The organism is Pseudoalteromonas sp. S4492 (genome assembly GCF_005886115.1).
Lineage (GTDB): Bacteria > Pseudomonadota > Gammaproteobacteria > Enterobacterales > Alteromonadaceae > Pseudoalteromonas > Pseudoalteromonas gelatinilytica.
This window is the reverse complement of sequence record NZ_PNCP01000020.1, coordinates 17,255-42,559: the sequence shown is the minus strand read 5'-3', so window position 1 is coordinate 42,559 and position 25,305 is coordinate 17,255. Positions and strand designations below refer to the sequence as shown.

Here is a 25,305-nt window from a genome sequence, read left to right as displayed (position 1 = left end):
CTGATATTATCAGCCGTTTTTGTATTCTACTCTCACGCATTTTTAGGATAGAACAATGAGCTATTCAACCCCTTCATATCTTGACGAATTAAAATCTACCGGCGACTTCTTAACACTCACTCGCAACAATGAATTTTCACTTGAGCCAACGTCATTCACCCTTGAAAATGGCACAGAGGTCACAATTCATGATACGGGTATCATTGAGTTTCAACCAACACAGCAAACAAACAAAGATATTGTGCTTTCAAGTGCTATCCATGGTAACGAAACTGCGCCAATTGAGATCTGCGATCAATTAATCAAGTCAATCATTACAAACGAACTTGAACTAAAGCAGCGTGTTTTGTTTATTTATGGTAATCCTAAATCAATTAATATCGGTAAACGTTTTGTCGATGAAAACTTAAACCGCTTGTTTAATGGTCATCATACTATAGAAGGTATTGCCTCAAACCCTGAGCGAGTGCGTGCAAAGCTACTTGAAGATGTGGTTGCTGATTTCTTTGCTAGAGGCAGCGAGGGGAGTGAGCGTTTTCATTATGATCTACATACGGCAATTCGTGGCTCTAAAAATGAAAAGTTCGCAGTGTATCCTTTTTTACATGGTAAACCATGGAAAAAATCACAACTGCAATTTCTACTTAGCTGTGGCGTAAATACAGTATTAATGATGAAATCTGCAGCTACCACCTTTAGTTACTACTCATCGTTTGTACATGGCGCTGATTCGTTTACTGTTGAACTAGGCCAAGTAAAGCCATTTGGTGAAAACGATATGTCACGATTTGAGAAAACCGAACAAACTTTAATTGCATTAATTAGCCAAGAATCGATTCAATACAAAGAATTCAATGCAGAAGACTTTGAGTTGTTTTCAGTTTATAGAACAATAAACCGTACTTCAGAAGATTTTAGCTTTCCATTTGCTGATGATGTTGAAAATTTCACCGGGTTTGCGAAGGGGGAATTATTAGCTGTAGATGGTCAGACCAGATATGAAGCGGATGTAGACGGTGAAGCAATTATCTTCCCAAACGCAGATGTGGCCTTGGGTCAGCGCGCTTTGCTTACCGTTATCCCAATGCAAGTTGATAGCAACTTTATTTAAAATCTCTGCATTAACACCCACCTAAATTAAGTTAACTGTATGACTTTTAAGGTTTTATTTTGTTGTATAGTTAACTTTCCATGCGTTTTTAGCCATTTAGCGCCTATTCGTCTATGATTAGTTGAATAACAACTTACGTTAACGTAAAGTGACGGCAGTTTAATTTAATTAGATTGAATATTGCGCAAACTTTATCCTTACAGCTTATGCTGATAAAAATACAAATAAGGGCAGTGGCGTAGGTTTCTGACAACGAAAGAAGGTAGGTTATGAGTAATCCAAATAACGTATCGCTAAACATTAATCATGAACTGTCATTTATTGATGGTCACGCATTAACGATCCCTACATTAAGCATTCTTAATGAGGAAGGCGACATCTACGAAGGTGCAACCGCACCTGATATCGACAAAGCAACAGCAATCCGTTTATACGAGACAATGCGTTTTATTCGTGCGCTGGATGAGCGTATGCAGGCTGCACAGCGTCAAGGTCGCGTAAGCTTTTACATGCAATGTTTAGGTGAAGAAGCGGCTGTAACTGCATCAGCAGCAGCCCTTGATCAAAACGACATGATCATGGCCCAATACCGTGAGCAAGCTGCTCTACGTTATCGTGGTTTTAGTCTTGACCAATTCATGAACCAAATGTTCTCAAATGAAAAAGATTTAGGTAAAGGCCGCCAAATGCCAATTCACTATGGCTCTCGCGAACTTAACTACATGACCATTTCATCACCGCTTGGTACACAAATTCCACAAGCAACAGGCTATGCGTACGGTCAAAAAGTACGTCATATCGATGCCCAAACTGGCGAGTTAAATAGCACAATTGATAACATCACTATTTGTTATTTCGGTGAAGGTGCTGCCTCTGAGGGTGATTTCCATGCTGGTTTAAATATGGCCGCAGTTCACGAAGCACCGGTTATCTTCTTTGCACGTAATAACGGCTATGCGATTTCAACACCTGCAGAAGAGCAGTTTAAAGGCGATGGTATTGCATCACGTGGTGTCGGTTATGGCATTAAAACAATCCGTGTTGATGGTGCTGATGCTCTTGCTGTGTATGCTGCAACCAAAAAAGCCCGTGAGATTGTTACCACTCAAGGTGAACCTGTTTTAATTGAATCAATTGCTTATCGTTTAGGTGCTCACTCTACAAGTGACGATCCAAGCGGTTACCGTAGTAAAGATGAAGAAGCGAAACATAAAGGCTGCCCAATCGAGCGTTTCCGCAAATGGTTATTAAAGCAAGGTTGGTTAGACGAGGCGCAAGACGCTAAAGATAAAGAAGCTATTCGTGAAGAGATCTTAGCGGCTCTTAAGCGTGCAGAGAAGGTTGCAAAACCTGCTTTAGAAGAGCTTATTTCTGACGTATACGATACGCCAATTCCATCACTGCAAAAACAATACGAACAATTAAAAGAGCATATTTTGCAGCATCCTGATGCTTATCCAACAACTGCAGGGAGATTAAAGTAATGGCTAAAATGAACATGCTTCATGCAATTAACTCTGCCCTTGATATCACCATGGCAGAGCATCCAAATGCCTGTATTTTTGGTGAAGATGTTGGTTATTTTGGTGGTGTATTCCGTGCTACATCCGGCTTACAAGAAAAATATGGTAAGCACCGTGTGTTCAATACACCATTAACAGAACAAGGTATTTTAGGTTTTGCCAATGGCTTAGCGGCATTTGGTGCGCCGGCATTAGCCGAAATTCAATTTGCAGATTATATTTTTCCTGCATTTGACCAAATCGTGAATGAATCAGCTAAATTCCGTTACCGTAGTGGTAATGAATTTAATGTTGGCAACCTAACAATTCGCACCCCTTACGGCGGTGGTATTGCGGGTGGTTTATATCACTCTCAATCACCAGAAGCTTATTTTGCTCATACACCGGGTTTGAAGTTGGTTGTACCGCGTAACCCGTATCAAGCAAAAGGCTTACTACGTGCTTCAATTAAAGACAATAACCCTGTTATTTTCTTTGAGCCGAAACGTTTATACCGTGCATCAACTGGCGAAGTACCAGAAGAAGATTACAGCATTGAGCTTGGTAAAGCTGAAATCGTACAAGAAGGCACTGATGTTACTTTACTTGCTTGGGGTGCGCAGATGGAAATCATCGAAGATGCCGCTAAAAAAGCAGCAGAGCAAGGTATTAGTTGTGAAGTAATCGACTTACGTACCATTTTACCGTGGGATGTTGAGACTATTGCTAAATCAGTGACCAAAACGGGTCGTTTAGTGGTTAGCCATGAGGCACCTATTACCAATGGTTTTGGTGCAGAAATCGTTGCAACAATTCAACAAGAGTGTTTCTTACACCTTGAATCGCCAATTGCTCGCGTGTGTGGTTTAGATACACCATACCCATTAGCACTTGAAAAAGAATATGTGCCGGATGCACTTAAAGTGCTTGCTGCGATTAAGCAATCAGTAGAGTTTTAGGAGTCAGTATGTCTAAAGATTTTATCTTGCCAGATATCGGCGAAGGCATCGTAGAGTGTGAAATTGTTGAATGGTTAGTGGCAGAGGGCGAGTCAGTAAAAGAAGATCAGCCTATTTGTGATGTTATGACCGACAAGGCGCTTGTGCAAATTCCTGCTGTTCATGATGGTGTGATCAGTAAGCTTTATTATGCAAAAGGTGATATTGCAAAAGTTCATGCGCCACTATTTGCGATGGATGTTGATGGCGAAGCACCAACACAAAGTGAACAAATGCAAGCTCCAGCAGTTACAACAGGGTCGGCTGAACACTTAGAAGACTTTATTTTACCAGATATCGGTGAAGGTATTGTTGAGTGTGAAATTGTTGAGTGGTTAGTTAGTGAAGGCGACGAAATCGTTGAAGACCAAGCTGTGTGTGATGTAATGACAGACAAAGCATTGGTACAAATTCCGGCTAAATACACAGGTAAAGTAGAAAAGCTTTATTATCAAAAAGGCGATATTGCAGCGGTTCACAGCCCATTATTCCAAATGAGCATTGCCGGCCAAAGCGCAGAGCCAGATGTAAGCTCAGCGGTAGTTAAAGCACAAACAAATGCAGCGACTAAACCTGCACAGAAGCCTGCGGCTTCAACAAACTCTAGCAAACAACTTAATAAGAAAGCAGTTGCTTCACCGGCTGTTCGTCGTAAAGCCCGCGAACTTGATGTTGATTTAACGCAAGTACCAGGGTCTGGTAAAAATGGCCGTATTTACAAACAAGATATCGAAGATTTCTTGAATGAAACGCCAAGCCAAGCAGCATCACAACAAGCTGCGCCAAAAGCGGCAGAGCCTGTATCAACTACAGCGTCTGCTGGTGGTCGTCGTGTTGAGCCAATTAAAGGCATTAAAGCGGCAATGGCGAAGCAAATGGTTGCCTCAGTTTCTACAATTCCTCACTTTACTTTCTGTGATGAAATTGACCTAACTAAACTGATTGCAATGCGAAGTGAGCTAAAAGAGCAGTACAAGCAACAGGGCGTTAAGCTCACGATGATGCCGTTCTTTATCAAAGCACTGTCGTTAGCGATTAAGCAATTCCCAGTACTTAACTCGCAAGTGAATGATGATTGTAGCGAGCTGACTTACTTTGATGATCATAACATCGGTATGGCCGTTGATTCTAAGATTGGTTTACTCGTACCAAACATTAAATCATGTCAATCTAAGAGCATTGTCGATGTTGCTAACGAAGTTACCCGCTTAACTGAAGCGGCACGTGATGGTCGTGTTTCACCAGATGATTTGAAAGGCGGCACTATTAGCATTTCTAACATCGGTGCGATTGGTGGCACAATTGCAACCCCGATCATCAATAAACCTGAAGTAGCGATTGTTGCTTTAGGTAAGCTGCAACATTTACCTCGCTTTGATGCGCAAGGTAATGTGATTTCAGCAGCAATTATGCAAGTGAGTTGGTCTGGTGACCACCGTGTGATTGATGGCGGAACAATTGCTCGCTTTAACAACTTGTGGAAGTCTTATTTAGAAGATCCTGCAAAAATGATGATGGCGATGAGCTAAATCAGTAAGCATTAAAAAACCAGCCTCGGCTGGTTTTTTTAATGCTACGGATTATATGCCGTAAAAATACAGCCCATAACCGAGTAACAGCGCAGGTATTGTTGAATACACTGTCGCCATTAGTGCAGCTTTTGGTGCTAAGGCGATAGCTGGGAATAGGGCATCGCCATCATTTGAAATTGCATTGGCTGCCATCGCACTAAATGGAATAATACCTTGTATATACAGTGTCATCACAACGATTTGTGGCCCGCAGCCAGGTAATAAGCCAATAGCCACAGCCACCAGCGGTGCCAGATAAGCATACTCAGAAAACCAGGCAGTTAAATCAACGCCAACTAGATTAACGAGAATTTCGAACAGCATAAAACTGGCAACAACCCAAGCTGTGACAAAGTGCGTGTCCATTAACACTTTCGTGAGTTTAGAAGGAGGTGTGCAAGGCGCTTCTTCACTGGTTACTTGCTTATAGCTGCTGCCATTTGATGAAAGTGCCCATACAACCACAGTAAATAACGCCATGATTGAGCCAAACAGGGTGATGCCAGTGTTAACGCTATGACTAAATGCGCTCAGGTCAGAGTTGGTCGCTATGACAGAAGCAATAATTAAGCTTGGTACTAAGGTAAATTTCCAAATAGGTCGGCTAAACTTCAAAGCGCTTGGTTGGCATTGTGGCTGTTCGCTGTATTCACCTGCTTCATCAGGTTGAAATTGATTGGGGTTATGAAAGGTATTAACTATCTGACCGCAAATAATACCCACAGCAACACCGATTAACATCATTAATAAACCATCAAGCGGGCGGGTTGCTAAAAGTAAAAATGCGGCATCGCCCATGGTTGCTGTTAATACGGCAACAACAGAGCCAAAGCTAGCTTGTTTTTTGGTAAATTGGGTTACAACGATTATCGCACCCCCACAGCCAGGTAAAGCACCTAAAATAGACGCAAAGCCCACCTCTAAAATGCCTGATTTAGCGCGTAAATAGCTAAGCTGCAATTGAGGAAGTCGATCAATAAGGTAGTAATAGATTAATAAGGTGGCTGCAACAAACACAGATACTTGAAAAAAAGCATCACTTAATGCTTGTAGGGTAAACTCTCGGGTTGCAGGTATTGCTAGGGCTATTAGCAATAAAAGAGGTAAAAATAAGCGTTTATTGTCCGTAATATAACACCTCGTTTTGTGTGGAAAAAACCTCGTTTGTGTCAATGAAAGCATACAGTGCAACCTATCAATTAATCAGGTTACACTGTATTATTAAATTAAATGAAAATCAATCTCATTTGTATTTATTTACGTTGGAACTCTGAAGTCGCATTCCAAGTCGGCCATTCTTTACGTTCAGAGATATCAAAACCTACTTGATAGAATAACTGAAGGTCCTGAACGGCACCTGATAAATCCCACTCATCGCGGTAACGGTCACATGGCTGATGGTAACAACCACGGAGCACTAGGCTCATACGCTTACGATAATTTGCGGTTTCTTCATCAAGAGCTTCACTACCACCACCGGCATACATTGCAGGGACACCCATGTTTGCAAATGCAAAGTGATCAGAGCGGTAGTAACCACCTGAAGACGGTTTAGGGTCGCCAGATACTGTACGGCCTTGTGCTTTTGCAGCTGTTTCTAGCAGGCTATCCATTTCTGATTTACCAATACCAACAACACTGATGTCTTTTACTTTACCTAATAGGTTTAAGCTATCCATGTTGATGTTGGCAACCGTTTGCGACGCAGGGATCACTGGGTGTGCAGCGTAATACTTTGAGCCAAGTAGCCCTTGCTCTTCTGCAGTAACAGCTAAGAATGTCATTGAGCGACTAGGGTGCTCAGGTAAAGTAGCAAATGCTTCTGCAACTTCAATTAAACCCGCTGTGCCTGTCGCATTATCGTGGGCACCATTATAGATTTGGTCGCCTTTGCGGGTTTTATCAGTACCAAGGTGATCCCAGTGAGCAGAGTAAATGATGTGCTCATTAGGCTTTTCGCTACCCGGTAACGTCGCGATAAAGTTATACGAAATTGATTTTTTGATTGTGTTGTTTACTTCAACGCTCGCAGTTAGGTCGCCCATATCAACATGGTAAGCACCTTTTGCCGCATTAGCTTTCATGGTATCGAAATCTAAGCCTGCTTTTGTGAAAAGCTCTTTAGCAACATCAGTTGTTACCCAGCCTTCAACAGCCACACGATCCATGTTGTTATTTTCTTTTTGGAAACCAAATTGCTCACCGCTCCATGAGTTTTCAACTACAGACCATGGATAAGAAGCCGGTGCTGTTTCGTGGATGATAATCGCACCTGCTGCACCTTGACGGCTTGCTTCTTCATATTTGTACGTCCAACGACCGTAATAGGTCATGGCATCGCCAGTGAATAAATCAGGGTTTTTAGTTGCAAAACCCGGATCGTTTACCAGCATCACAACAGTTTTGCCTTTGACGTCTAAACCTTCGTAGTCGTTCCAGTTGTACTCTGGTGCATTAACACCGTAGCCAACGAATACTAATTCAGAATCTTTAATACTTTGTTTTGCACTAATACGGCTGCTACCCATTACCATGTCTTTTTTGTATTGGTAATCTTTACCGCCAATGCTAAGAACCATGTTTGAGTCTGCTTCAAGTGAAACAAGCGGTACTTCTTGTAAAAAGCTATCACCGTTACCCGGTTCGAAACCAAGTGCTTTAAATTGCTCTGTTAAATAGGCAAGCGTGAGCTCTTCACCTTTAGATGATGGTGCACGACCACCGAACTCGTCAGATGCAAGCACTTTAATGTGCTCTGCAAGTTGCTCTGCGTTAATGCTTTGATAGGCTTTTTCGACATCACTTGATGTGATACTTGTTGAAGCACAGCCAGCAAGAATGGCACTTGCAAGTACTGTGAGTGGAAAATAGCGTTTCATAATAGCTCTTTTTTTGTTTTATGGTGGCATTAGTATATGAGGTTCTATTAATGAGAACCAGTTTTTACGGTAAACTACCCACAATACATCAAGAAGTTAAAAATTAAGCAATGAAACGATTTACTGCTCCTGAGCAATGGTCAACGCAATACCTTACAACGGGTGCTTTTAGTGACCTAGCAACACTATTTAAGATCGATAAACTGTCAGATTGGCCGTCTTGCCAATGGTTTAGTCAATACCTCAATGCCGAAACGTCACAAGGCACTGCGATTAGTTTTGTTGAAGATGAAAAGTTTGCAGATGAAACCCGTTATTATGAGCAAATCATATTTGAGACAGGGCAAGTACCAACAAGACAACAAAATTGGCATGATCTTTTTGGTGGCTTTATTTGGTGTTTATTCCCAAAAACCAAAGCCTTGATCAATCATCAGCATATTGAAGAAATTAAACTGCATGGTCTAAAAGAGCGTAGTAAACACCGCAATGCGCTTACTTTATTTGATGAATGCGGCGTGGTTCTCGCGATTACTGAGCAAAGCTGGCAGCAGCAATTACGCGACCATCAATGGCAGCAGGCCTTTGTAGAACAACGAGAACAATGGGGTAAAAGTATTAGGCCATTTATGTTTGGTCATGCTAATTACGAAATGCTTACTCAGCCGTATATTGGTTTAACGGGTAAAGCATTATTTGTAATTGTACCTAATGACATATTTTGTAAAGATTTAAGCGAGCAATATGCGTATCTAGATCAACGGCTTTATGAGATGATAAAAGTCGATGATTGTTTACGTGATAATAAAAATTTATCACCTTTACCCTTGTTAGGCGTACCAGGATGGTGGACTGACAATGAAAATCCAGAATTTTACAGTAACACTGATTACTTTAGACCGAAACGAAGGAAACGCACATGATTGAAGTGGCAGGGCTTAAAAAGAAGTTTAAGCTAACAAAAGATCATAAAAAAAATAAAACGGACAACATAGACCCCCGTGAAGATAAAGAGTTTTTTCATTCTGTAAGAGACGTCAGCTTTCAATGTAACAAAGGTGAAGTACTCGGTTTACTTGGCCCAAATGGTGCTGGTAAAACAACCACTCTTAGAATGATTTCAACAGCCTTAAAACCCGATGAAGGCAGCATTACCATTTCTGGTCACGATATTGTTAAAAAACCTTTGGTTGGCCGCAAATCAATTGGATTTCTATCTGGTAGTACAGGCTTATACGGTCGTTTAACGGTAAAAGAAAACGTCGAGTATTTTGCTCGCTTACATGGCATGAGTAAAAAAGCAGTCGCAGCACGTTGTGACGAGTTATTCACCTTGCTTGATATGCACAATTTTATTGATAAACGCGCCGAAAACCTCTCAACAGGTATGAAGCAAAAAGCCAATATTGCTCGTGCAGTCGTTCATCACCCTGACGTGGTTATACTCGATGAGCCAACGACTGGTTTAGACATTATGACTACACAAACCGTAATTAACTTTATTCGCGGCCTTAAAGAGCAGGGCACACCGGTTATTTTCTCAACGCACCATTTAGATGAAGTTGCCTTACTGTGTGACCGTGTTGCGGTGATAAACCAAGGTATCAGTTGCTTTGATGGCACTTTAGATGAGTTTAAACAAACGGGTCAAAGCGAAGAGCTAAACCAAGCGTTTATGAATATTTTGACGGAGAGTCGTAATGTTTGAAGTATTTAAAAAGGAATTAAGAGAGCTGTTACGTGACCGTAAAACATTGATTTTCGTGGTCGCATTACCAGTTGCTGTTTTCCCATTATTATTTGCAATTATGGCCTTTATCAGTTCACAAGCGGCGTTAGAGGCAGAACAAGAGGTCCACACTTACGCCATTATTAATGGTAACTATGCACAAGAGTTTACAGATAAGGTGTTTTACCATAAAAGCTTTGCTTTATATAAAGGCGACGAAACCTTTAATACGGTAGAAGAGCTCACCAAAGCGGTTAAAGCAGGCACCATCGACATGGGGATCTATTTACCGTCAGACGCAAAGCAAACACTAGATGATGCCAAGCAAAGCGAATGGCAAGTTGTATATAACGACGCTAAGGCAATTAACTTTTTGTTTGACCGTGTAAAAGAGCTTGCAAAAGAGTATGGCGATAAACTGCGCACGACAAAGCTGTTAAGTTTTGGTGTATCAGAGCAGCAGCAAGCCGCCATTATTGAGCCTATTAAAGTGGTGAAGGTCGACACTGCTGATAAACGTGAAAATCTGGGTGAGAAAATTGGTGGGTTTATTCCTTACCTACTCATTCCTCTTGTATTAATGGGCGCAACATATCCGGCGATTGATCTCGGTGCTGGTGAAAAAGAGCGTGGTACACTCGAAACCCTTCTACTTACACCAATCACCCGTACACAGCTGGTGTTAGGTAAGTTTGTAACCTTGCTTGCTTCTTCAATTGCAACAACCACCATTACCGTACTCAGTATGGGGGTGTGGATATCAGTGGCCATTGCATTTGTAGATTTAGCAGTTGTTAAAAACGCATTTAGCTCTTTAACGGTATTAGATTTAGGGCTGATTTTTGTGTTGTTATTGCCTATAGCTGCAATCTTCTCATCATTAGCGCTGGCTATTTCTATATATGCGCGAACCTTTAAAGAAGCACAAAACTACATGGCACCACTAAGCATGGGTGTCATTTTTCCAATTATGGTTGCTTTAATGCCGAATGTTGAACTGACGAGCAAAACCGCTTTTATTCCTGTGACAAACGTTGCGTTGGCAATAAAAGAAATCATTAAAGGCACCGTCGATTACACACTTGTGGGTTTAATTTTCCTAGCGACAGTGATTGTCGCAGGTGCATTACTCGCATTTTGTGTTAAATGGTTTAATAAAGAAGATGTCTTGTTTAGATAAGCGATTTATTGATTTTAACTAATGATAAAGCACCATTTTGGTGCTTTATTTGTTTATGAGCTTATCTAAGTGCTTGCTAGTCCTTATTAATTAATATTTTTTCTGTATACTCCTCCTTTGCTATCAATCTCTCCTATACTCTAATGCAGAGTAGAAAAGAAGGCTTTCGATTCAATGGATTCTGGACATTCAGCGCATTTCTATCAACGTCATAAATTACCAATACTGGCATTATGTATTCTTTTAGTATTGGGCATTTTTGTTACTGTAAAATATGAATATGATCTACGAGAAGATGTGTTCACTCGCACCTTTGAACAGATGCAGCGAGAGCTCGACACTAAAGAAAGTGTATTAAAAACAAGTTTAAGAGAGAATATTTCAGCACTTAACTTCTTAGATTCAACCCCGCCAGTGCTTGCAATCATGCGTGCTACAAATGATCAAAATTTAGATCCCGTTTTAGGCACACCTATCTCAGCATGGAAAGACCGCCTAGCAAAAATCTTTACTGGTTTTATGTCAACAGATAAAGACCTCGCACAAGCTCGGTACATTTATATTGCTGATAATGGCAAAGAAGTTGTGCGGGTTGATAGTTTAAATGGTCAGGCTTATAGAGTGGCTGATGACAAGTTACAACACAAAGGCCAACGTGATTACATGCAAATTACGGCAAAGCTTGAAAATGGCCAAATTTACATTTCACCCATTAACTACAATCGTGAAAATGGCCGTTTACAACAGCCTTATATCAGCACATATCGGATAGCCAAATTAGTAAAAGATAATGAAGGTAAGCCGTTTGCAGTGTTGATCCTCAACTATTATGCAGCCGATTTGCTTAATAAGCTTACCAGTAACACCGCTGATAATCTGTCAGTGTATTTACTAAATGCGCAGCAACAATTTATCTATCATCCAAAGGAATCATACCGTTTTAGTTTTGAGCTGGATGATGCTCATTACTTGTCTGAAGAATTTAGCACTGAACAACAAATGGCAGGCGTTGATTTTTTTGATGTAGTTAACTTGCCCGAAAAATTATATGTTCAGAAAATTATTGAGTTTAACAATGGCGTTCAAATGCAGCCACTGACACTGGCTGTTTCAATAAATACAGATACATTGCTCAATGAAATACATCAAAAGCGATTAAGGTTTATTGGCATATTATGCTTAATCATTTTTGCAGTCATGATGTTATTTATAGTTTATCAACGTGACATCAACAGAAAAATTGAGCTCAGTTTTTTAAAAGAAAAAAACAGCAAAATAATTGAAAGCTCAACAGATGCCATCATTATGGTTCAGCCAAATGGCGTTATTTGTAATGCTAATGAAACAGCAAAAACATTTTTTGGTATCAAAGAACAAACGACCCATTTTGATACTTTATTTAATTATAATGATGAAGATTTTCAAGGGATTGGACAAGCCATAAAAGAGGGACAGCGATGCTCGTTTGAAGCGGTCCACATTAGCGAACAAAACACACACTACTTTTCTATCACTATGGCACCAGTCTTTGATGCTGCAAAACAGCAGTACCAAATAGCTGCCATACTGCGCAATATCGATTCACTAAAGTGTGCTCAACATCAACTTGAAAAGCTTAATGTGACTTTAGAAGAAAAAGTAAAAAGTCGCACAGCAGAACTTGAAAAGGCGACCGAAGAAGCATTAGCGGCCAGTAAAGCGAAAAGTGAATTTGTCGCTAATATCTCCCATGAAATCCGCACTCCGATGAACGGTGTTCTCGGTATGCTGGAAATGCTTGAAGAAGAGCCATTATCTACTCAGCAAATGCAATACTTACACTACGCGAATACCAGTGCAAACTCATTGATGACATTGATCAATGACATTCTAGATTTTTCAAAAATAGAAGCTGGTAAACTTGATTTAGATAGTCACGCGTTTGATGTTGTTTCAGTGTGCAGTGATTTAATAACGTCGATGGCTGTACAAGGACAGAAAAAAGGCCTTGAAATACTGTTTGATGCGCATGCTATCACTCAGCGAACCGTGATGGGTGATAGCCACCGCTTAAAACAAATTCTCAATAATTTATTGAGTAATGCATTTAAATTTACCCACAAGGGTCATGTTAGCTTAACGGTAAAAGAGCAGCTGCATTCAGACAATACGCTTTGCCTAAGCTTTGTTGTTGAAGATACAGGTATTGGTATTTCAAAAGAAAACCAAAGTAAATTGTTCGAAGTGTTTACACAAGAAGACTCAAGTACAACGCGCCATTATGGCGGTAGTGGCTTAGGACTTTCAATCAGTCGAAAACTCGCTCAGTTAATGGGGGGCGATATTATCGTAGAGAGTGAAAAAGGTCAGGGCAGCCGATTTTGGGCAAGTATTTGTGTATCAATAAGTGAATCGCCAAAAGGCCAACATCAGATCAATCTACTTAATGATAAACAAGTAGGCTGTGCGCTTCACTATGATTTACTAGCTAGCAATGTTGAGCTGCAACTAGAAACACTATGCCAGCATCAACGACCTACAATAACACGTTTATCCGATGTATCTGAAAACGCCTTTAAACAATTAGACTTACTGATTATCGACCACAAACACCCTGATTTTAATACTGTTTTAGGTTTAGCATCACACTATCCAGATAAACATGTATTAATTTTAGGTGTAATGGCATCGCTTAAGCAAAAGCAAACATTACCAGGTAACTGTACGGTTATAGCAAAACCAGTGACCCCGGATGAATTGGCTTATAAACTGGCTGTGTTGTTCAATGATAAAGACGCTGTAATTGAGCGTAAATCCCCTGATGACAAGGAACGTATTGAGCTGGATTTAACAGCTCGTTCAGTGCTTATTGTCGACGATAACATGATCAATATTGAAGTGAGCAAAGCGATTTTAAGAGATAGCCATGTGCATATTGAGTCTGCCGGTGATGGTCTAGAAGCACTTGAGGTATTAAACAACAGTGATACTCAGTTTGATCTGATTTTAATGGATTGCCAAATGCCAAACTTAAACGGTTATGACTGTACTAAAGCAATCCGACAAGGTAAAACAGGCCCAAGGTATCAAGATGTGGTGATCATTGCGATGACCGCAAGCGCCATGGCTGGCGATAGAGAAAAATGCTTAAGTGTTGGCATGAATGACTATATTACCAAGCCCATTAAACAAGCCACATTGCGCAAAAAGCTCTCAATGTGGCTGAAAGCTTAAGCGGCATCTTGGTTTTTATTAAATGCAGGTTTAGGTGTCAGTGTACTAATGTCTGCAGAGTGAATCACTTTTTGTGTTTCACTCCAATGTAGTAGCTCAATACGGCCAGCACTGTTTTCAACTAACGCAGTACAGTTTTCAATCCAGTCACCATCATTGCAATATAAGATGCCATCAACCACTTTCACGGTTGGGTGATGAATATGCCCACAAATGATGCCATCGACGGCTTGTTTTTTTGCTTCGTGAATGGCCGCTTTTTCAAATGCATCAATCGCTTCGCGCGCTTTATGCACTCGCGCTTTGATCCAAGAAGCTAATGACCAATAATTACCACCAAATAAACGGCGAATGCGATTAGTCCAGCGATTTAAAAATAGTAAAAAATCGTATCCTGCATCGCCTGCAATACTGATTAATTTGTTGTAACGCGTTGCTGAGTCAAAATCGTCGCCATGTAGAAGTAAAAACCGTTTATTGGCTTTTGTGGTATGGATATATTGCTTATGTACTTCGATACCGAATAATGAATCATTAGCATAATGGCGAAAGGTTTCGTCATGGTTTCCCGGTATATAAATGACGCGCGTGCCATCTTTCGCTTTTTGTTGAATAAGCGCTAGCACATCGTAATGGCTTGGGTGCCAGAAAAATTGCCGTTTCATTGACCATAAATCAACAATATCACCGACCAAATACAGTACATCGCATTCAATAGCATTTAAAAAGTCTAGTAAGTACTGTGCTTGGCAGTCTTTGTAGCCTAAGTGAACGTCGGAAATCCAAACGGCAGGATAGTGGGTTTTACTACTGCAAGTACTGTTATTCATGGCATTTACTCATGGTGTAATAAAGTAAATGCTAGGTAGGAACGATGACAGTTAAAAGACGCTTTAACGAAACATCTATGACAATTAATAAAACAAAAAAACCGCCGAAGCGGTTTTTTATATTTTGTAGAGCTGACTAAATTAGCCTTTAGTCAATGCTGCGATCTCTGCCACTGCAGTGTCTAAATCAAGCATTAACTTTTCACCAGTACGACGGTTTTTAAGCTCAACCTTGTTTTCGTCTAGGTTACGCTCACCAATAACGAGTGTGAAAGGTACACCTAGCAGTTCCATATCGTTGAACATTACACCAGGGCGCTCTTTACGGTCATCAAACAACACGTCTAAACCGGCTTCTTTCAAGCCTTTGTATAGGGTTTCAGCGATATCAGGAATACGATGAGACTTATGCATGTTCATTGGAACAATTGCTAAGTCAAATGGTGCGATTGGTTGTGGCCATTTAATACCGTATTGGTCGTTGTTTTGCTCAATTGCTGCCGCGACGATACGTGAAACACCAATACCATAACAACCCATTGTCATTATTTGGTTTTTACCAGACTCACTCAGTACGCCAGCTTTCATTGCTTCTGAGTATTTAGTACCTAGTTGGAAAATATGACCCACTTCAATACCACGTTTGATTTGCAGTGTACCTTGACCACAAGGGCTTGGGTCGCCTTCAACGATGTTACGAATATCGGCTACTTGGTAGTTTTCTACATCGCGATCCCAGTTAATACCACTGAAGTGTTCGCCATCGTTGTTTGCACCCGCAACAAAGTCAGCTAAAACATTAGCAGAGCGGTCAACAATGATTGGCATTGTAAGGCCTACTGGACCTAATGAACCTGGTTTTGCACCAATAGCAGCAACGATATCTTCTTCTTTCGCCATTTCAAGCGGTGAGTCTACTAGTGGGTGTTTTTCAGCTTTTAGCTCGTTTAACTCATGGTCGCCACGTAATACAAGGGCAACTAAACCACGTTGTTCGTTTTCATCTGGCGCACCATACACGATTAATGTCTTAACACCGCGATGAGGTTTAACACCATAATGTTCTTTCAGCTCAGCTATGGTTTTTGCATCAGGCGTTGGGAACGCTTTTAACTCTTTGCTTGCTGCTGGGCGTTCTTCAGCCGGTGCTAATGCTTCTGCTTTTTCGATGTTTGCAGCGTAATCACTTGCATCACTAAATGCGATTGCATCTTCACCTGACTCTGCAAGTACATGGAACTCATGTGAAACGCTACCACCGATAGAGCCGGTATCCGCGATAACAGGGCGGTAATCAAGACCAAGACGCTCGAAGATATTACAGTAAGCTTTGTGCATTACTTGGTAAGTTTTCTCTAAACACTCATCACTTAAGTGGAAAGAGTAAGCATCTTTCATGGTGAATTCACGGGCACGCATTACACCAAAGCGAGGGCGAACTTCGTCACGTACTTTAGTTTGTACTTGATATAAAGTAAGTGGTAATTGCTTATAAGAGCTCACTTCTTTACGCACAAAATCAGTGATCACTTCTTCGTGAGTTGGACCAAGGGCAAATGGGCGGTTGTGACGGTCATTGATACGCAGTAATTCAGGACCGAATTGCTCCCAACGACCAGACTCTTCCCACAGATCAGCTGGTTGGATAATTGGCATTAACATTTCGATAGCGCCTGCTTTATCCATCTCTTCACGTACAATGTTTTCTACTTTTTTAAGTACGCGTAAACCAGAGGGCAACCATGTATACAAACCCGACGCAACGCGGCGGATCATGCCTGCTCGTAGCATTAATTGATGAGAAACAATTTCTGCATCAGACGGAGTTTCTTTAAGTGTTGCGAGTATATATTGACTGGTACGCATCTCTATTCCAAGTAGTGTTAAAATTATTATCGTTTACTCAAGACGTTTGAGTAGTAACAAGGCGCTAAGTTTACCAGTGGACGCACTGACACTAAAGCGCTATGTGTTAAAAAAAGTGCAAAAAAGCTAGCATTTTTCAATGCTGGTCACTGTATTATGATTATCTTGAACATGCCACCTAATATTAAAATCATATAGGGTCATGCCATAGCTTTGATCAGACTCGCGTTGTTTTTTATAAGCTGGGCGAGGATCTTGCTTTAATACATTGGTGATAAACGCTTTTAATTCAGGTTGTTCGGTCTGTTTTTCGATAAACGCAAGGGCTTCATCGCTAAACTCGACACTCATATCGGTTTCTGGTCGGGTATCGGCAAAACCAGCACTGGCATCCGTCATGGCATCTGAATAGGGTAAGTAAGGCTTAATATCTAAAATTGGTGTGCCATCAAGTAAATCGATACCGGATAACAACAAGCTTAACTGACCATTTTTATATTCGATGCCCTCTAATTTTACGGCACTCATGCCAATTGCATTGGGGCGAAAGGTGGCACGTGTCGCAAATACACCTTTACGTTCATTACCGCCTAGGCGAGGGGGTCTCACCATCGCTGAATACCCCTTATCAGCGGTTTCATGAAATCTGAATAGTAGCCAAATATGGCTAAATTCATCGAGGCCGCGTACAAACTCTTCACGATTAAAATCGCTACTAAATACCAGCTTTGCTTTCGCTTCAGGAACCAAACGAGGTTGGCGTGGTATGGCAAACTTTTGTTTGTATGGAGATTGAATGTGGCCGACGGCAGTTAATTGGTATTCGCTCATTGTGCATTGTCGTTAAGAAAATCTGCCGACATTCTACATGCAAACGTAAAAAAAGGCAGTCGAGACTGCCTTTTTAACAATTAGACTGTTAAGTCTAAATTAAAACATGTATTGGAATGATACAGACGCTACATCCAAATCTGGGTCAATGTCATCTTCTAATTCATAGCGTTCATACTCTAAACGAACTTGCATGTTTGTTGTGAAAGCATATTCAATACCTGCACCATAAAACACGTCGCCGCCATCTGTATCGGCACTAATGCTACCAAGCTCACCTAAATCTTGCTCGATTTCAGCATCCCATTCTAGCCAGCCACCTTTGGCATATACAGAAAAGCTATCTGTAATTGGTGCTGCCAAACGTGCTGCAAGTGAAACACCGTCAATTTCAGCTTTTGAATCGATATCACTTACTTCATCAAAATTTTGATACGCAAGTTCCAGGCTTAAGTACTTGTTAAATTGAGTACCGATATAGCCCTTAAGCATTTGCGAATCATCATCGAAGTCAGTGTCATTTTCGCTGTCTTCAAATTGGAAAGAATATTGGCCGTAGCCGATACCGGTATAAATACGCGGAGAATCCATTTCGGTAATATCTGCATGTGCTGCATTGTTAAAACCTAGTAGTGCTAAAGAAAGTGCAGAAAGTGAAATTGCTTTAATCATTTAATAGCTCCTTTATAAAATAAATAAACGAATGTTTCGCGTCATTCATAAGGAGTATTGCAATGGCAATGCCAATACAAAATTAAAGCCTAAAGTATTGTTTTTAGGCTTTAATCAGCGGGTTTTTGCACAGTTTGTTGAAACTGTAATCAGCCATTCAGTTTGGCAGTCGTAACAATTTCAGGGTGCTCTGTAGAAGTTACTAGGTACAGTTTATATTTTTTGTTGCTTTAAATTTTAGGCTTTTTGTAAAAGGGTTTCTGTTTCTATCGCGATCTCTTTCATTTTTATCGCATAGTTTTCAATTTTCTTTTCTTCGTCTGTCACGGCAGTATATGAAGGTACTTCGATTGGGTAACCTGCTTCATCCATCGCTATAAAACTAATAACACAATGATTGGTTTCAACTAGATTTTGTGTTTTAGGGTCTCCGCAGCGTACTTGAATAAAGATTTGCATGCTGGTTTTACCCGTGTGGGCGATACTGGCTTTCACTTCGACTATTTGGCCAACCAGAATAGGGCGCTGAAACTTTACACCCGCAACAGACACAGTAACGCAGTAATGACCGCTCCAACCCGCAGCACAGGCGTAACCAGCTTGGTCAATCCATTTCATTACCACACCACCATGAACCTTACCGCCAAAATTGACATCGGTAGGTTCAGCTAAAAAACGAAAGGTTACACTTGAAGACGGCATACTTTACTCACTTATTAATTCACGACAGTTTCAGCATAGCCTAAAAAAGGGGCCGAAGCCCCTGCAATTTAGGATAAATTTTAATTAAATGAGTAACGTGCGTTACATATTAGGGTAGTTTGGCCCGCCAGCGCCTTCAGGTGTTACCCAAGTAATGTTTTGACTTGGGTCTTTTATGTCACAGGTTTTACAATGCACACAGTTTTGCGAATTAATCACAAACTGTTTTTCACCTTCGACTTCTTGTATTTCGTATACACCAGCAGGGCAGTAGCGTTGTGCTGGTTCATCAAATTGCGGTAAATTTACGGCAATAGGGATCGAGTTATCTTTTAGCTTTAAATGGCATGGTTGCGATTCTTCATGATTGGTATTTGATAAAAACACCGATGAAAGTTTATCGAAGCTTAGTTTGCCATCTGCTTTTGGGTAGTCGATTTTTTCGGCCTGATCAGCAGAAACTAAGGTGGCATGATCTGGCATGTTATCTTCAAAGTTAAACGGTAAGCTGCCACCAAATAGGTTTTGGTCTAGTGTGTTATAAGCACCACCTAAGAACTTACCCAATTTGTGCATAACAGGTCCAAAATTACGCGATTGATAGAGCTCTTTATACGCCCAGCTTTGTTCAAAGGCCGTTTTATATTCTGCTAAATCGGTATTTTCTTTTCCGTCGCTAAGGGCTGCTACAATCACATCAGCAGCGACCATGCCTGATTTCATTGCGGTATGGTTACCTTTGATCTTGGCAAAGTTTAATGTGCCGGCATCACAACCAACAAGTAAACCACCCGGGAAGTGCATTTTCGGTAAAGAGCGCAGGCCACCTTTGGCGATTGCTCTTGCACCATAGGCTATACGCTCACCGCCTTCTAAAACATCTTTAAAAACAGGGTGATGTTTCATGCGCTGGAATTCATCAAACGGGCTTAAATGGGGGTTTGAATAGTTAAGATCGACAATTAAGCCAACCACAACTTGATTATTATCGCTGTGATACATAAATGCACCACCACTGGTATCACCAGTTAAAGGCCAGCCTGTACCATGTACTACAGTGCCTTCTTTGTGTTTACTCGGGTCGATTTGCCAAATTTCTTTGAACCCTAAACCGTAATGCTGTGGTGACGCATCTTTATCAAGGGCAAAGTGTTTGATTAGCTCTTTACCTAAATGACCGCGGCAGCCTTCAGCAAATACCGTATATTTTGCTCTAAGCTCCATACCCGGCATGTACCCATCTTTTTCGTTGCCGTCTTTATCAAGACCCATATCGCCAGTGATAATGCCTTTCACTGTGTCGTCTTCAATAATTAAAGAATGCGCAGTAAAGCCTGGGAATATTTCAACCCCTAAGTTTTCCGCTTGCTCAGCTAAAAAGCGGCACACATTACCCATAGAAACAATGTAATTGCCTTCGTTATGGAATGTTTTAGGGCTAGCAAAGTGGGGGATGCTGGTGGCTTTTTCACTGTTATTGAACCAGTAAATATCATCTTGCGTTACTTTAGTGGTAACCGGAGCACCTAATGATTGCCAATCGGGTAATAACTCATCCAGCGCTTTGGTTTCAAAAACCGCGCCCGATAAAATGTGTGCGCCCACCTCAGAGCCTTTTTCTACCACACAGATCATTAATTCTTGTTGTTTTTCTTGTGCTTGTTGAGCCAATCTAATCGCAGTTGATAAACCTGCTGGGCCTGCGCCTACGATGACTACATCAAATTCCATGGTTTCGCGTTCGACCATATAAACCTCTTCTCGGTGACGGACCTGCTGTAAAGAACCTTATTTCATACTTGCAAATGAAACGTTACAGGCTGTGAATACTTTAAGGTTATTTTAGGTTGACGTTTACGTCAACAGGAAGTAGTCTGAATTCATAAAATAAATAAGTTGACGCGAAGGTCAACTTTGAGAACACACAATTGATGGAGTCACGATGAAAGTCCTCGTTCCAATTAAAAGAGTAATTGACTACAACGTCAAAGCACGCGTTAAAGCCGATAAAACGGATGTTGATCTAGCTAATGTAAAAATGGCGATGAACCCGTTTTGTGAAATTGCAATTGAAGAAGCTATTCGTTTAAAAGAAGCAGGGACGGCCACTGAGGTTGTTGCTGTGACTATTGGTAATAAATCATCTCAAGAGCAATTGCGTACAGCCTTAGCACTCGGTGCTGATAAAGCCATTCATATTGAAACAGAAGAAAAGCTTGAGTCTTTACATGTTGCAAAATTACTGAGCAAAATTGTAGAGCAAGAATCACCTGAGCTGGTTATTTTAGGTAAGCAATCGATTGACTCTGACAACAATCAAACCGGTCAAATGCTTGCTGCTTTAACGGGTCGTGGCCAAGGTACTTTTGCATCTAAAGTTGATGTTCAAGCGAGAACAGTTAATGTAACGCGTGAAGTAGACGGAGGTTTACAAACAGTTGCTCTTAAACTACCTGCTATTGTAACCACAGACTTACGTTTAAATGAGCCACGCTACGCTTCATTGCCAAACATTATGAAGGCAAAACGTAAACCACTTGATGTAATTGCTGCTGATAGCCTAGGTGTAGACCTTGCGCCTCGCGTGCAGCTGGTAGAAGTAAATGAGCCAGAAAAACGCAGTGGCGGCATCATTGTAGAAGATGTAGCAACATTGGTAGAAAAGTTAAAAACAGAAGCGAAGGTGATCTAAATGAAAACATTAGTGATAGCCGAACACGATAAAGGTGTTTTAAAGCCTGAAACCAATAAAACGATTACTGCTGCTGTTAAACTAGGCTTTGATGTAGATTTACTACTTGCCGGCGAAAACTTAGCTGCAATGAGCGAGCAAGCAGCGTCAATTGCAGGTGTTAGCAATGTACTGATTGCCGATGATGCAGCTTATGCTCATCAACTTGCTGAAAACCTGGCGGATTTGGTTTTATCTTTAGCAGATAACTATTCACACATTGTCGCGAGCGCTACAACAACGGGTAAAAACTTTATGCCACGTGTTGCAGCACTTTTAGATGTTGCGCAAATCTCTGAAATTATCGATGTGATTGATGCAGATACTTTCAAGCGTCCTATTTATGCAGGTAATGCGATTGCGACAGTAAAATCGCTAGATAGCAAAAAGGTGATTACTGTTCGAGCAAGTAGCTTTGATGTTGCACCAGAGCAAGCGCCAGTAGCTGTAACAAGCGTTACGGGTAAAGGTTCTGTTGGTCTGAGTGAGTTTGTATCAGAAGAACAAACTGAGTCAGAACGCCCAGAGCTAACGGCCGCACCTGTGGTTATTTCAGGGGGTCGTGGTATGCAAAATGGTGAAAACTTTGCGTTATTAAATGGTGTTGCCGACAAACTAGGCGCAGCAATTGGTGCTTCACGTGCTGCTGTAGATGCGGGCTTTGTACCAAACGATATGCAAGTGGGTCAAACCGGTAAAATTGTTGCGCCAGATTTATATATTGCTGTAGGTATCAGTGGTGCAATTCAACATTTAGCGGGTATGAAAGACTCTAAAGTGATTGTTGCCATCAATAAAGACCCTGATGCGCCAATTTTCCAAGTCGCAGACTATGGTTTAGTTGCTGATTTATTTGATGTATTACCAGAGCTAGAAACCGCTCTGTAAATCATAACGATTCTGGTTGTTAAAAGCTGTTCACCTTCTAGGTGCGCAGCTTTTTTTCGTTTTCTACTGTTTTACCGGAAGGTAACCAAACTCAAGCATCTTCTGTTGTAATTTAGTTGATTTGATGATCACGGCTAGCCTGTCGCCAATCTTTTTAGAGCGGGGTGATTGAGTATTTACGATAAGTACCAGCGGCCTTACAAAGGCATAGTCACCATTTTGAATTGATTCAACTGAAGGGCTTACACCATCAATCTCAAGTAATGTCACTTTATTAATACGTCTGTCATTTTCTAATTTACTAATAGCGCCATATGAATCGTAGGCAATGGCATTTGGAATACGCTGCACTATACCCAGTGCTTGATTGAACTGATCGTAAAGCTCCACTTTTTGTTCTGAAAATAAACCTCTATTACCCGCCATCTTTAGACGTATGTAATTACTGCCTGGTTCTTGAATATAATCTAAGTTTAAATATTCCAAAAACACATCAAAACTGCCATGACTAGTGCCTTTACTAAATAGCAGGATCTCATCATTTTTTGCGCTAAGCTCGGGAGTATAAGGCGACACCGCCGACCATTTGTTTAGTTTACCTTGGTAAATCTCGCTTAGCTTTTTAGTCGTTAGCTCAGTGATGTTTAAGTTTTTATTTACAAAAAATGCAATTGCGTCTTGGGCTATGATTATTTGCCGTAAAAAGGGCCAACGTTGCTGCTCTTCTTTTGTTAAGTAACGAGAGCTGGTACCAATATCAATTACATTATCAGCAATGGCTTTAATCCCTTTGTCACTGCCCATTGGTCTAATTTGTATGCTATTGCCAAACTCTTGGGTTAAGTCGTCTTTTATATCGACTAATAATTCTGTCACTGTGGTTGAGCCTGCAATAAATATTGGCTTCGAATTAATATTTTCTTCTATTGCATACGCACTATGTGCAGAGATAAGGGTTGTAGATAGCAAAAGGGCTTTCATAGAGCGAAATAGCATAGTAGACACAAACTCCTTAATAGTTAGCTACCTATCAATATAGGCAATATGTCTGGCTTTGCTAATGAAAATTTATAAAATATTGAATGATTTAGACACAAAAAAGCCGCTCGTGAGCGGCTTTTAGATTATGTGACGTTACTTATTAGTACGTCGCGCTGCCTTTTGTACGTGGGAAGGCGATTACGTCACGTACGTTGCCCATACCTGTTACATAAGCAACTAAACGCTCAAAACCTAGACCAAAACCAGAATGTGGAACCGTACCGTATTTACGTAGGTCACGGTACCAGCTGTAATCTTCTTTGTTTAAGCCCATTTCTTCTAGACGTTTATCTAATACATCTAGACGTTCTTCACGTTGAGAGCCACCGATGATTTCACCAATACCTGGTGCAACTACGTCCATCGCTGCCACTGTTTTGCCGTCTTCGTTTTGACGCATGTAGAAGGCTTTAATATCACGCGGGTAGTTTTTGATAACAACTGGCGCGTTAAAGTGTTCTTCAGCAAGGTAACGTTCGTGCTCAGATTGTAAGTCCACACCCCATTCAACAGGGAATTCGAACTTCTTGCCACATGCTTTTAAGATTTCGATAGCATCAGTGTAATCAACTTGTGCGAAATCTTTAGTTACGAACTCTTCTAAACGAGAAATAGCTGTTTTCTCAACACGTTGTGCAAAGAATTCCATATCATCGCGACGCTCAGTTAATACTGCATTGAAAACATATTTCAGCATGTTTTCAGCAAGTTTTGCGATGTCTTCTAAATCTGCGAATGCAACTTCAGGTTCAACCATCCAAAACTCAGCTAAGTGACGAGATGTATTTGAGTTCTCAGCTCGGAAAGTAGGGCCAAAGGTGTAGATTTTTGACATTGCAGATGCGTATGTCTCACCGTTTAACTGACCAGATACTGTTAAGAATGCTTCTTTACCGAAGAAATCTTCACTGTAATCGATGTCGCCTTTATCTGTGCGTGGTAAGTTTTCCATATCTAATGTAGATACACGGAACATTTCACCAGCGCCTTCACAGTCACTTGCTGTGATGATAGGTGTGCTGATCCAATAGAAACCTTGCTCGTGGTAAAAACGGTGAATAGCCTGTGCTAAACAGTTACGTACACGTGTTACTGCGCCCATGATGTTAGTACGAGGACGAAGGTGAGCGTGTTCGCGTAAATATTCAATGCTGTGACGCTTCGCAGCCATAGGGTAAGTATCTGGATTCTCAACCCAACCTAACACTTCAACAGAGTTAGCTTGAATTTCGAAAGATTGACCTTGACCCGCAGAAGGCACAAGAACACCCGTTACAGATACAGAACAACCTGCTGTTAAACGTGTTACTTCATCATAATTATTGAGTGAATTAGGTACTACCGCTTGAATAGGATCAAAACACGAACCGTCATGAACGGCTAAAAATGAAATTCCTGCTTTTGAATCGCGGCGTGTACGGATCCAGCCTTTTACTGTTACTTGGCTGTCTACCGCAACCTTGCCTTCTAATAGCTCTGAAATCGCTAAATGGCTCATCTTCACTCCAATGATATAAGTTGCCTAATATAATAATGCTGTGCATTGCACTTGAATCGACTA

Annotated in this window: 20 protein-coding genes; 10 read left to right on the top strand and 10 right to left on the bottom strand. The window is 40.9% G+C overall.

Features of this window, described 5'->3' with window-relative positions:
- Window positions 1–55: 55 nt before the first annotated feature.
- The 4 genes from astE (at window position 56) to CWC28_RS06245 (ending at window position 5,140) form a co-directional block, all read left to right on the top strand.
- Complete coding sequence (astE, locus tag CWC28_RS06260; protein ID WP_105174170.1) at window positions 56–1,111, top strand: succinylglutamate desuccinylase; 1,056 nt, start codon at window positions 56–58, stop codon at window positions 1,109–1,111.
- Between the two features lie 269 nt (window positions 1,112–1,380).
- Complete coding sequence (locus CWC28_RS06255) at window positions 1,381–2,595, top strand: thiamine pyrophosphate-dependent dehydrogenase E1 component subunit alpha (RefSeq protein ID WP_063705072.1); 1,215 nt, start codon at window positions 1,381–1,383, stop codon at window positions 2,593–2,595.
- Entirely contained in the window at window positions 2,595–3,572 is a 978-nt protein-coding gene (locus CWC28_RS06250) for an alpha-ketoacid dehydrogenase subunit beta (RefSeq protein WP_063705073.1), read from the top strand. The genes CWC28_RS06255 and CWC28_RS06250 overlap by 1 nt, the downstream gene beginning before the upstream one ends.
- Window positions 3,573–3,580: 8 nt before the next feature.
- Window positions 3,581–5,140, top strand: coding sequence for a dihydrolipoyllysine-residue acetyltransferase (locus CWC28_RS06245; protein WP_138624892.1), 1,560 nt, complete (start codon window positions 3,581–3,583; stop codon window positions 5,138–5,140).
- Between the two features lie 51 nt (window positions 5,141–5,191).
- Here the strand turns inward: CWC28_RS06245 and CWC28_RS06240 are convergent, their stop codons facing one another.
- A complete protein-coding gene (locus CWC28_RS06240) occupies window positions 5,192–6,364 on the bottom strand; it encodes a putative manganese transporter (RefSeq protein ID WP_138624891.1) in 1,173 nt (390 codons plus the stop codon).
- Window positions 6,365–6,435: 71 nt separating this feature from the next.
- Window positions 6,436–8,061 carry a M28 family metallopeptidase gene (locus tag CWC28_RS06235; protein ID WP_105180859.1) on the bottom strand — a complete coding sequence of 542 codons (1,626 nt, stop codon included), beginning with the start codon at window positions 8,059–8,061 and terminating at the stop codon, window positions 6,436–6,438.
- Between the two features lie 110 nt (window positions 8,062–8,171).
- Here CWC28_RS06235 and CWC28_RS06230 point away from each other — a divergent pair, with 110 nt between their 5' ends.
- The 4 genes from CWC28_RS06230 (at window position 8,172) to CWC28_RS06215 (ending at window position 14,183) form a co-directional block, all read left to right on the top strand.
- Window positions 8,172–8,984 carry a DUF3025 domain-containing protein gene (locus CWC28_RS06230; protein ID WP_063705081.1) on the top strand — a complete coding sequence of 271 codons (813 nt, stop codon included), beginning with the start codon at window positions 8,172–8,174 and terminating at the stop codon, window positions 8,982–8,984.
- Entirely contained in the window at window positions 8,981–9,769 is a 789-nt protein-coding gene (locus tag CWC28_RS06225) for an ABC transporter ATP-binding protein (RefSeq protein ID WP_063705083.1), read from the top strand. Before CWC28_RS06230 ends, CWC28_RS06225 begins: the two co-directional genes overlap by 4 nt.
- On the top strand, window positions 9,762–10,970 hold the full coding sequence (locus CWC28_RS06220; RefSeq protein ID WP_063705085.1) for an ABC transporter permease: 1,209 nt from the start codon (window positions 9,762–9,764) through the stop codon (window positions 10,968–10,970). Before CWC28_RS06225 ends, CWC28_RS06220 begins: the two co-directional genes overlap by 8 nt.
- 174 nt (window positions 10,971–11,144) lie before the next feature.
- The gene (locus tag CWC28_RS06215) at window positions 11,145–14,183 is read left to right on the top strand and encodes an ATP-binding protein (RefSeq protein ID WP_138624890.1); all 3,039 of its coding nucleotides are present in this window, start codon (window positions 11,145–11,147) and stop codon (window positions 14,181–14,183) included.
- Here CWC28_RS06215 and CWC28_RS06210 read toward each other — a convergent pair.
- The 6 genes from CWC28_RS06210 to CWC28_RS06185 form a co-directional block, all read right to left on the bottom strand.
- Window positions 14,180–15,013, bottom strand: coding sequence for a UDP-2,3-diacylglucosamine diphosphatase (locus tag CWC28_RS06210; protein ID WP_138624889.1), 834 nt, complete (start codon window positions 15,011–15,013; stop codon window positions 14,180–14,182). The two genes, CWC28_RS06215 and CWC28_RS06210, sit on opposite strands and share 4 nt — an antisense overlap.
- Window positions 15,014–15,154: 141 nt before the next feature.
- Window positions 15,155–16,879, bottom strand: a complete 1,725-nt coding sequence (locus CWC28_RS06205) for a proline--tRNA ligase (RefSeq protein ID WP_138624888.1) — start codon at window positions 16,877–16,879, stop codon at window positions 15,155–15,157.
- Between the two features lie 126 nt (window positions 16,880–17,005).
- A complete protein-coding gene (tsaA, locus tag CWC28_RS06200) occupies window positions 17,006–17,710 on the bottom strand; it encodes a tRNA (N6-threonylcarbamoyladenosine(37)-N6)-methyltransferase TrmO (protein ID WP_138624887.1) in 705 nt (234 codons plus the stop codon).
- A gap of 99 nt (window positions 17,711–17,809) precedes the next feature.
- Window positions 17,810–18,382, bottom strand: coding sequence for an outer membrane beta-barrel protein (locus CWC28_RS06195; RefSeq protein ID WP_138624886.1), 573 nt, complete (start codon window positions 18,380–18,382; stop codon window positions 17,810–17,812).
- 237 nt (window positions 18,383–18,619) lie between these two features.
- Window positions 18,620–19,084 (bottom strand): acyl-CoA thioesterase, encoded by a 465-nt coding sequence (locus CWC28_RS06190; RefSeq protein WP_054561436.1) that lies wholly within the window; start codon window positions 19,082–19,084, stop codon window positions 18,620–18,622.
- Between the two features lie 102 nt (window positions 19,085–19,186).
- Window positions 19,187–20,833 (bottom strand): electron transfer flavoprotein-ubiquinone oxidoreductase, encoded by a 1,647-nt coding sequence (locus CWC28_RS06185; protein WP_138624885.1) that lies wholly within the window; start codon window positions 20,831–20,833, stop codon window positions 19,187–19,189.
- A gap of 193 nt (window positions 20,834–21,026) precedes the next feature.
- On the opposite strand from CWC28_RS06185, the gene CWC28_RS06180 reads away from it, so the two are divergent.
- Together CWC28_RS06180 and CWC28_RS06175 are read left to right on the top strand one after the other, a co-directional pair.
- Entirely contained in the window at window positions 21,027–21,776 is a 750-nt protein-coding gene (locus tag CWC28_RS06180) for an electron transfer flavoprotein subunit beta/FixA family protein (RefSeq protein WP_138624884.1), read from the top strand.
- Window positions 21,777–22,703 (top strand): FAD-binding protein, encoded by a 927-nt coding sequence (locus CWC28_RS06175; protein ID WP_138624883.1) that lies wholly within the window; start codon window positions 21,777–21,779, stop codon window positions 22,701–22,703.
- A 63-nt stretch (window positions 22,704–22,766) separates the two neighbouring features.
- On the opposite strand, the gene CWC28_RS06170 is transcribed toward CWC28_RS06175, so the two are convergent.
- Together CWC28_RS06170 and asnS are read right to left on the bottom strand one after the other, a co-directional pair.
- Window positions 22,767–23,699 (bottom strand): substrate-binding domain-containing protein, encoded by a 933-nt coding sequence (locus CWC28_RS06170; protein ID WP_082874076.1) that lies wholly within the window; start codon window positions 23,697–23,699, stop codon window positions 22,767–22,769.
- Between the two features lie 145 nt (window positions 23,700–23,844).
- Entirely contained in the window at window positions 23,845–25,242 is a 1,398-nt protein-coding gene (asnS, locus tag CWC28_RS06165; RefSeq protein WP_063705104.1) for an asparagine--tRNA ligase, read from the bottom strand.
- Between the last annotated feature and the right edge of the window lie 63 nt (window positions 25,243–25,305).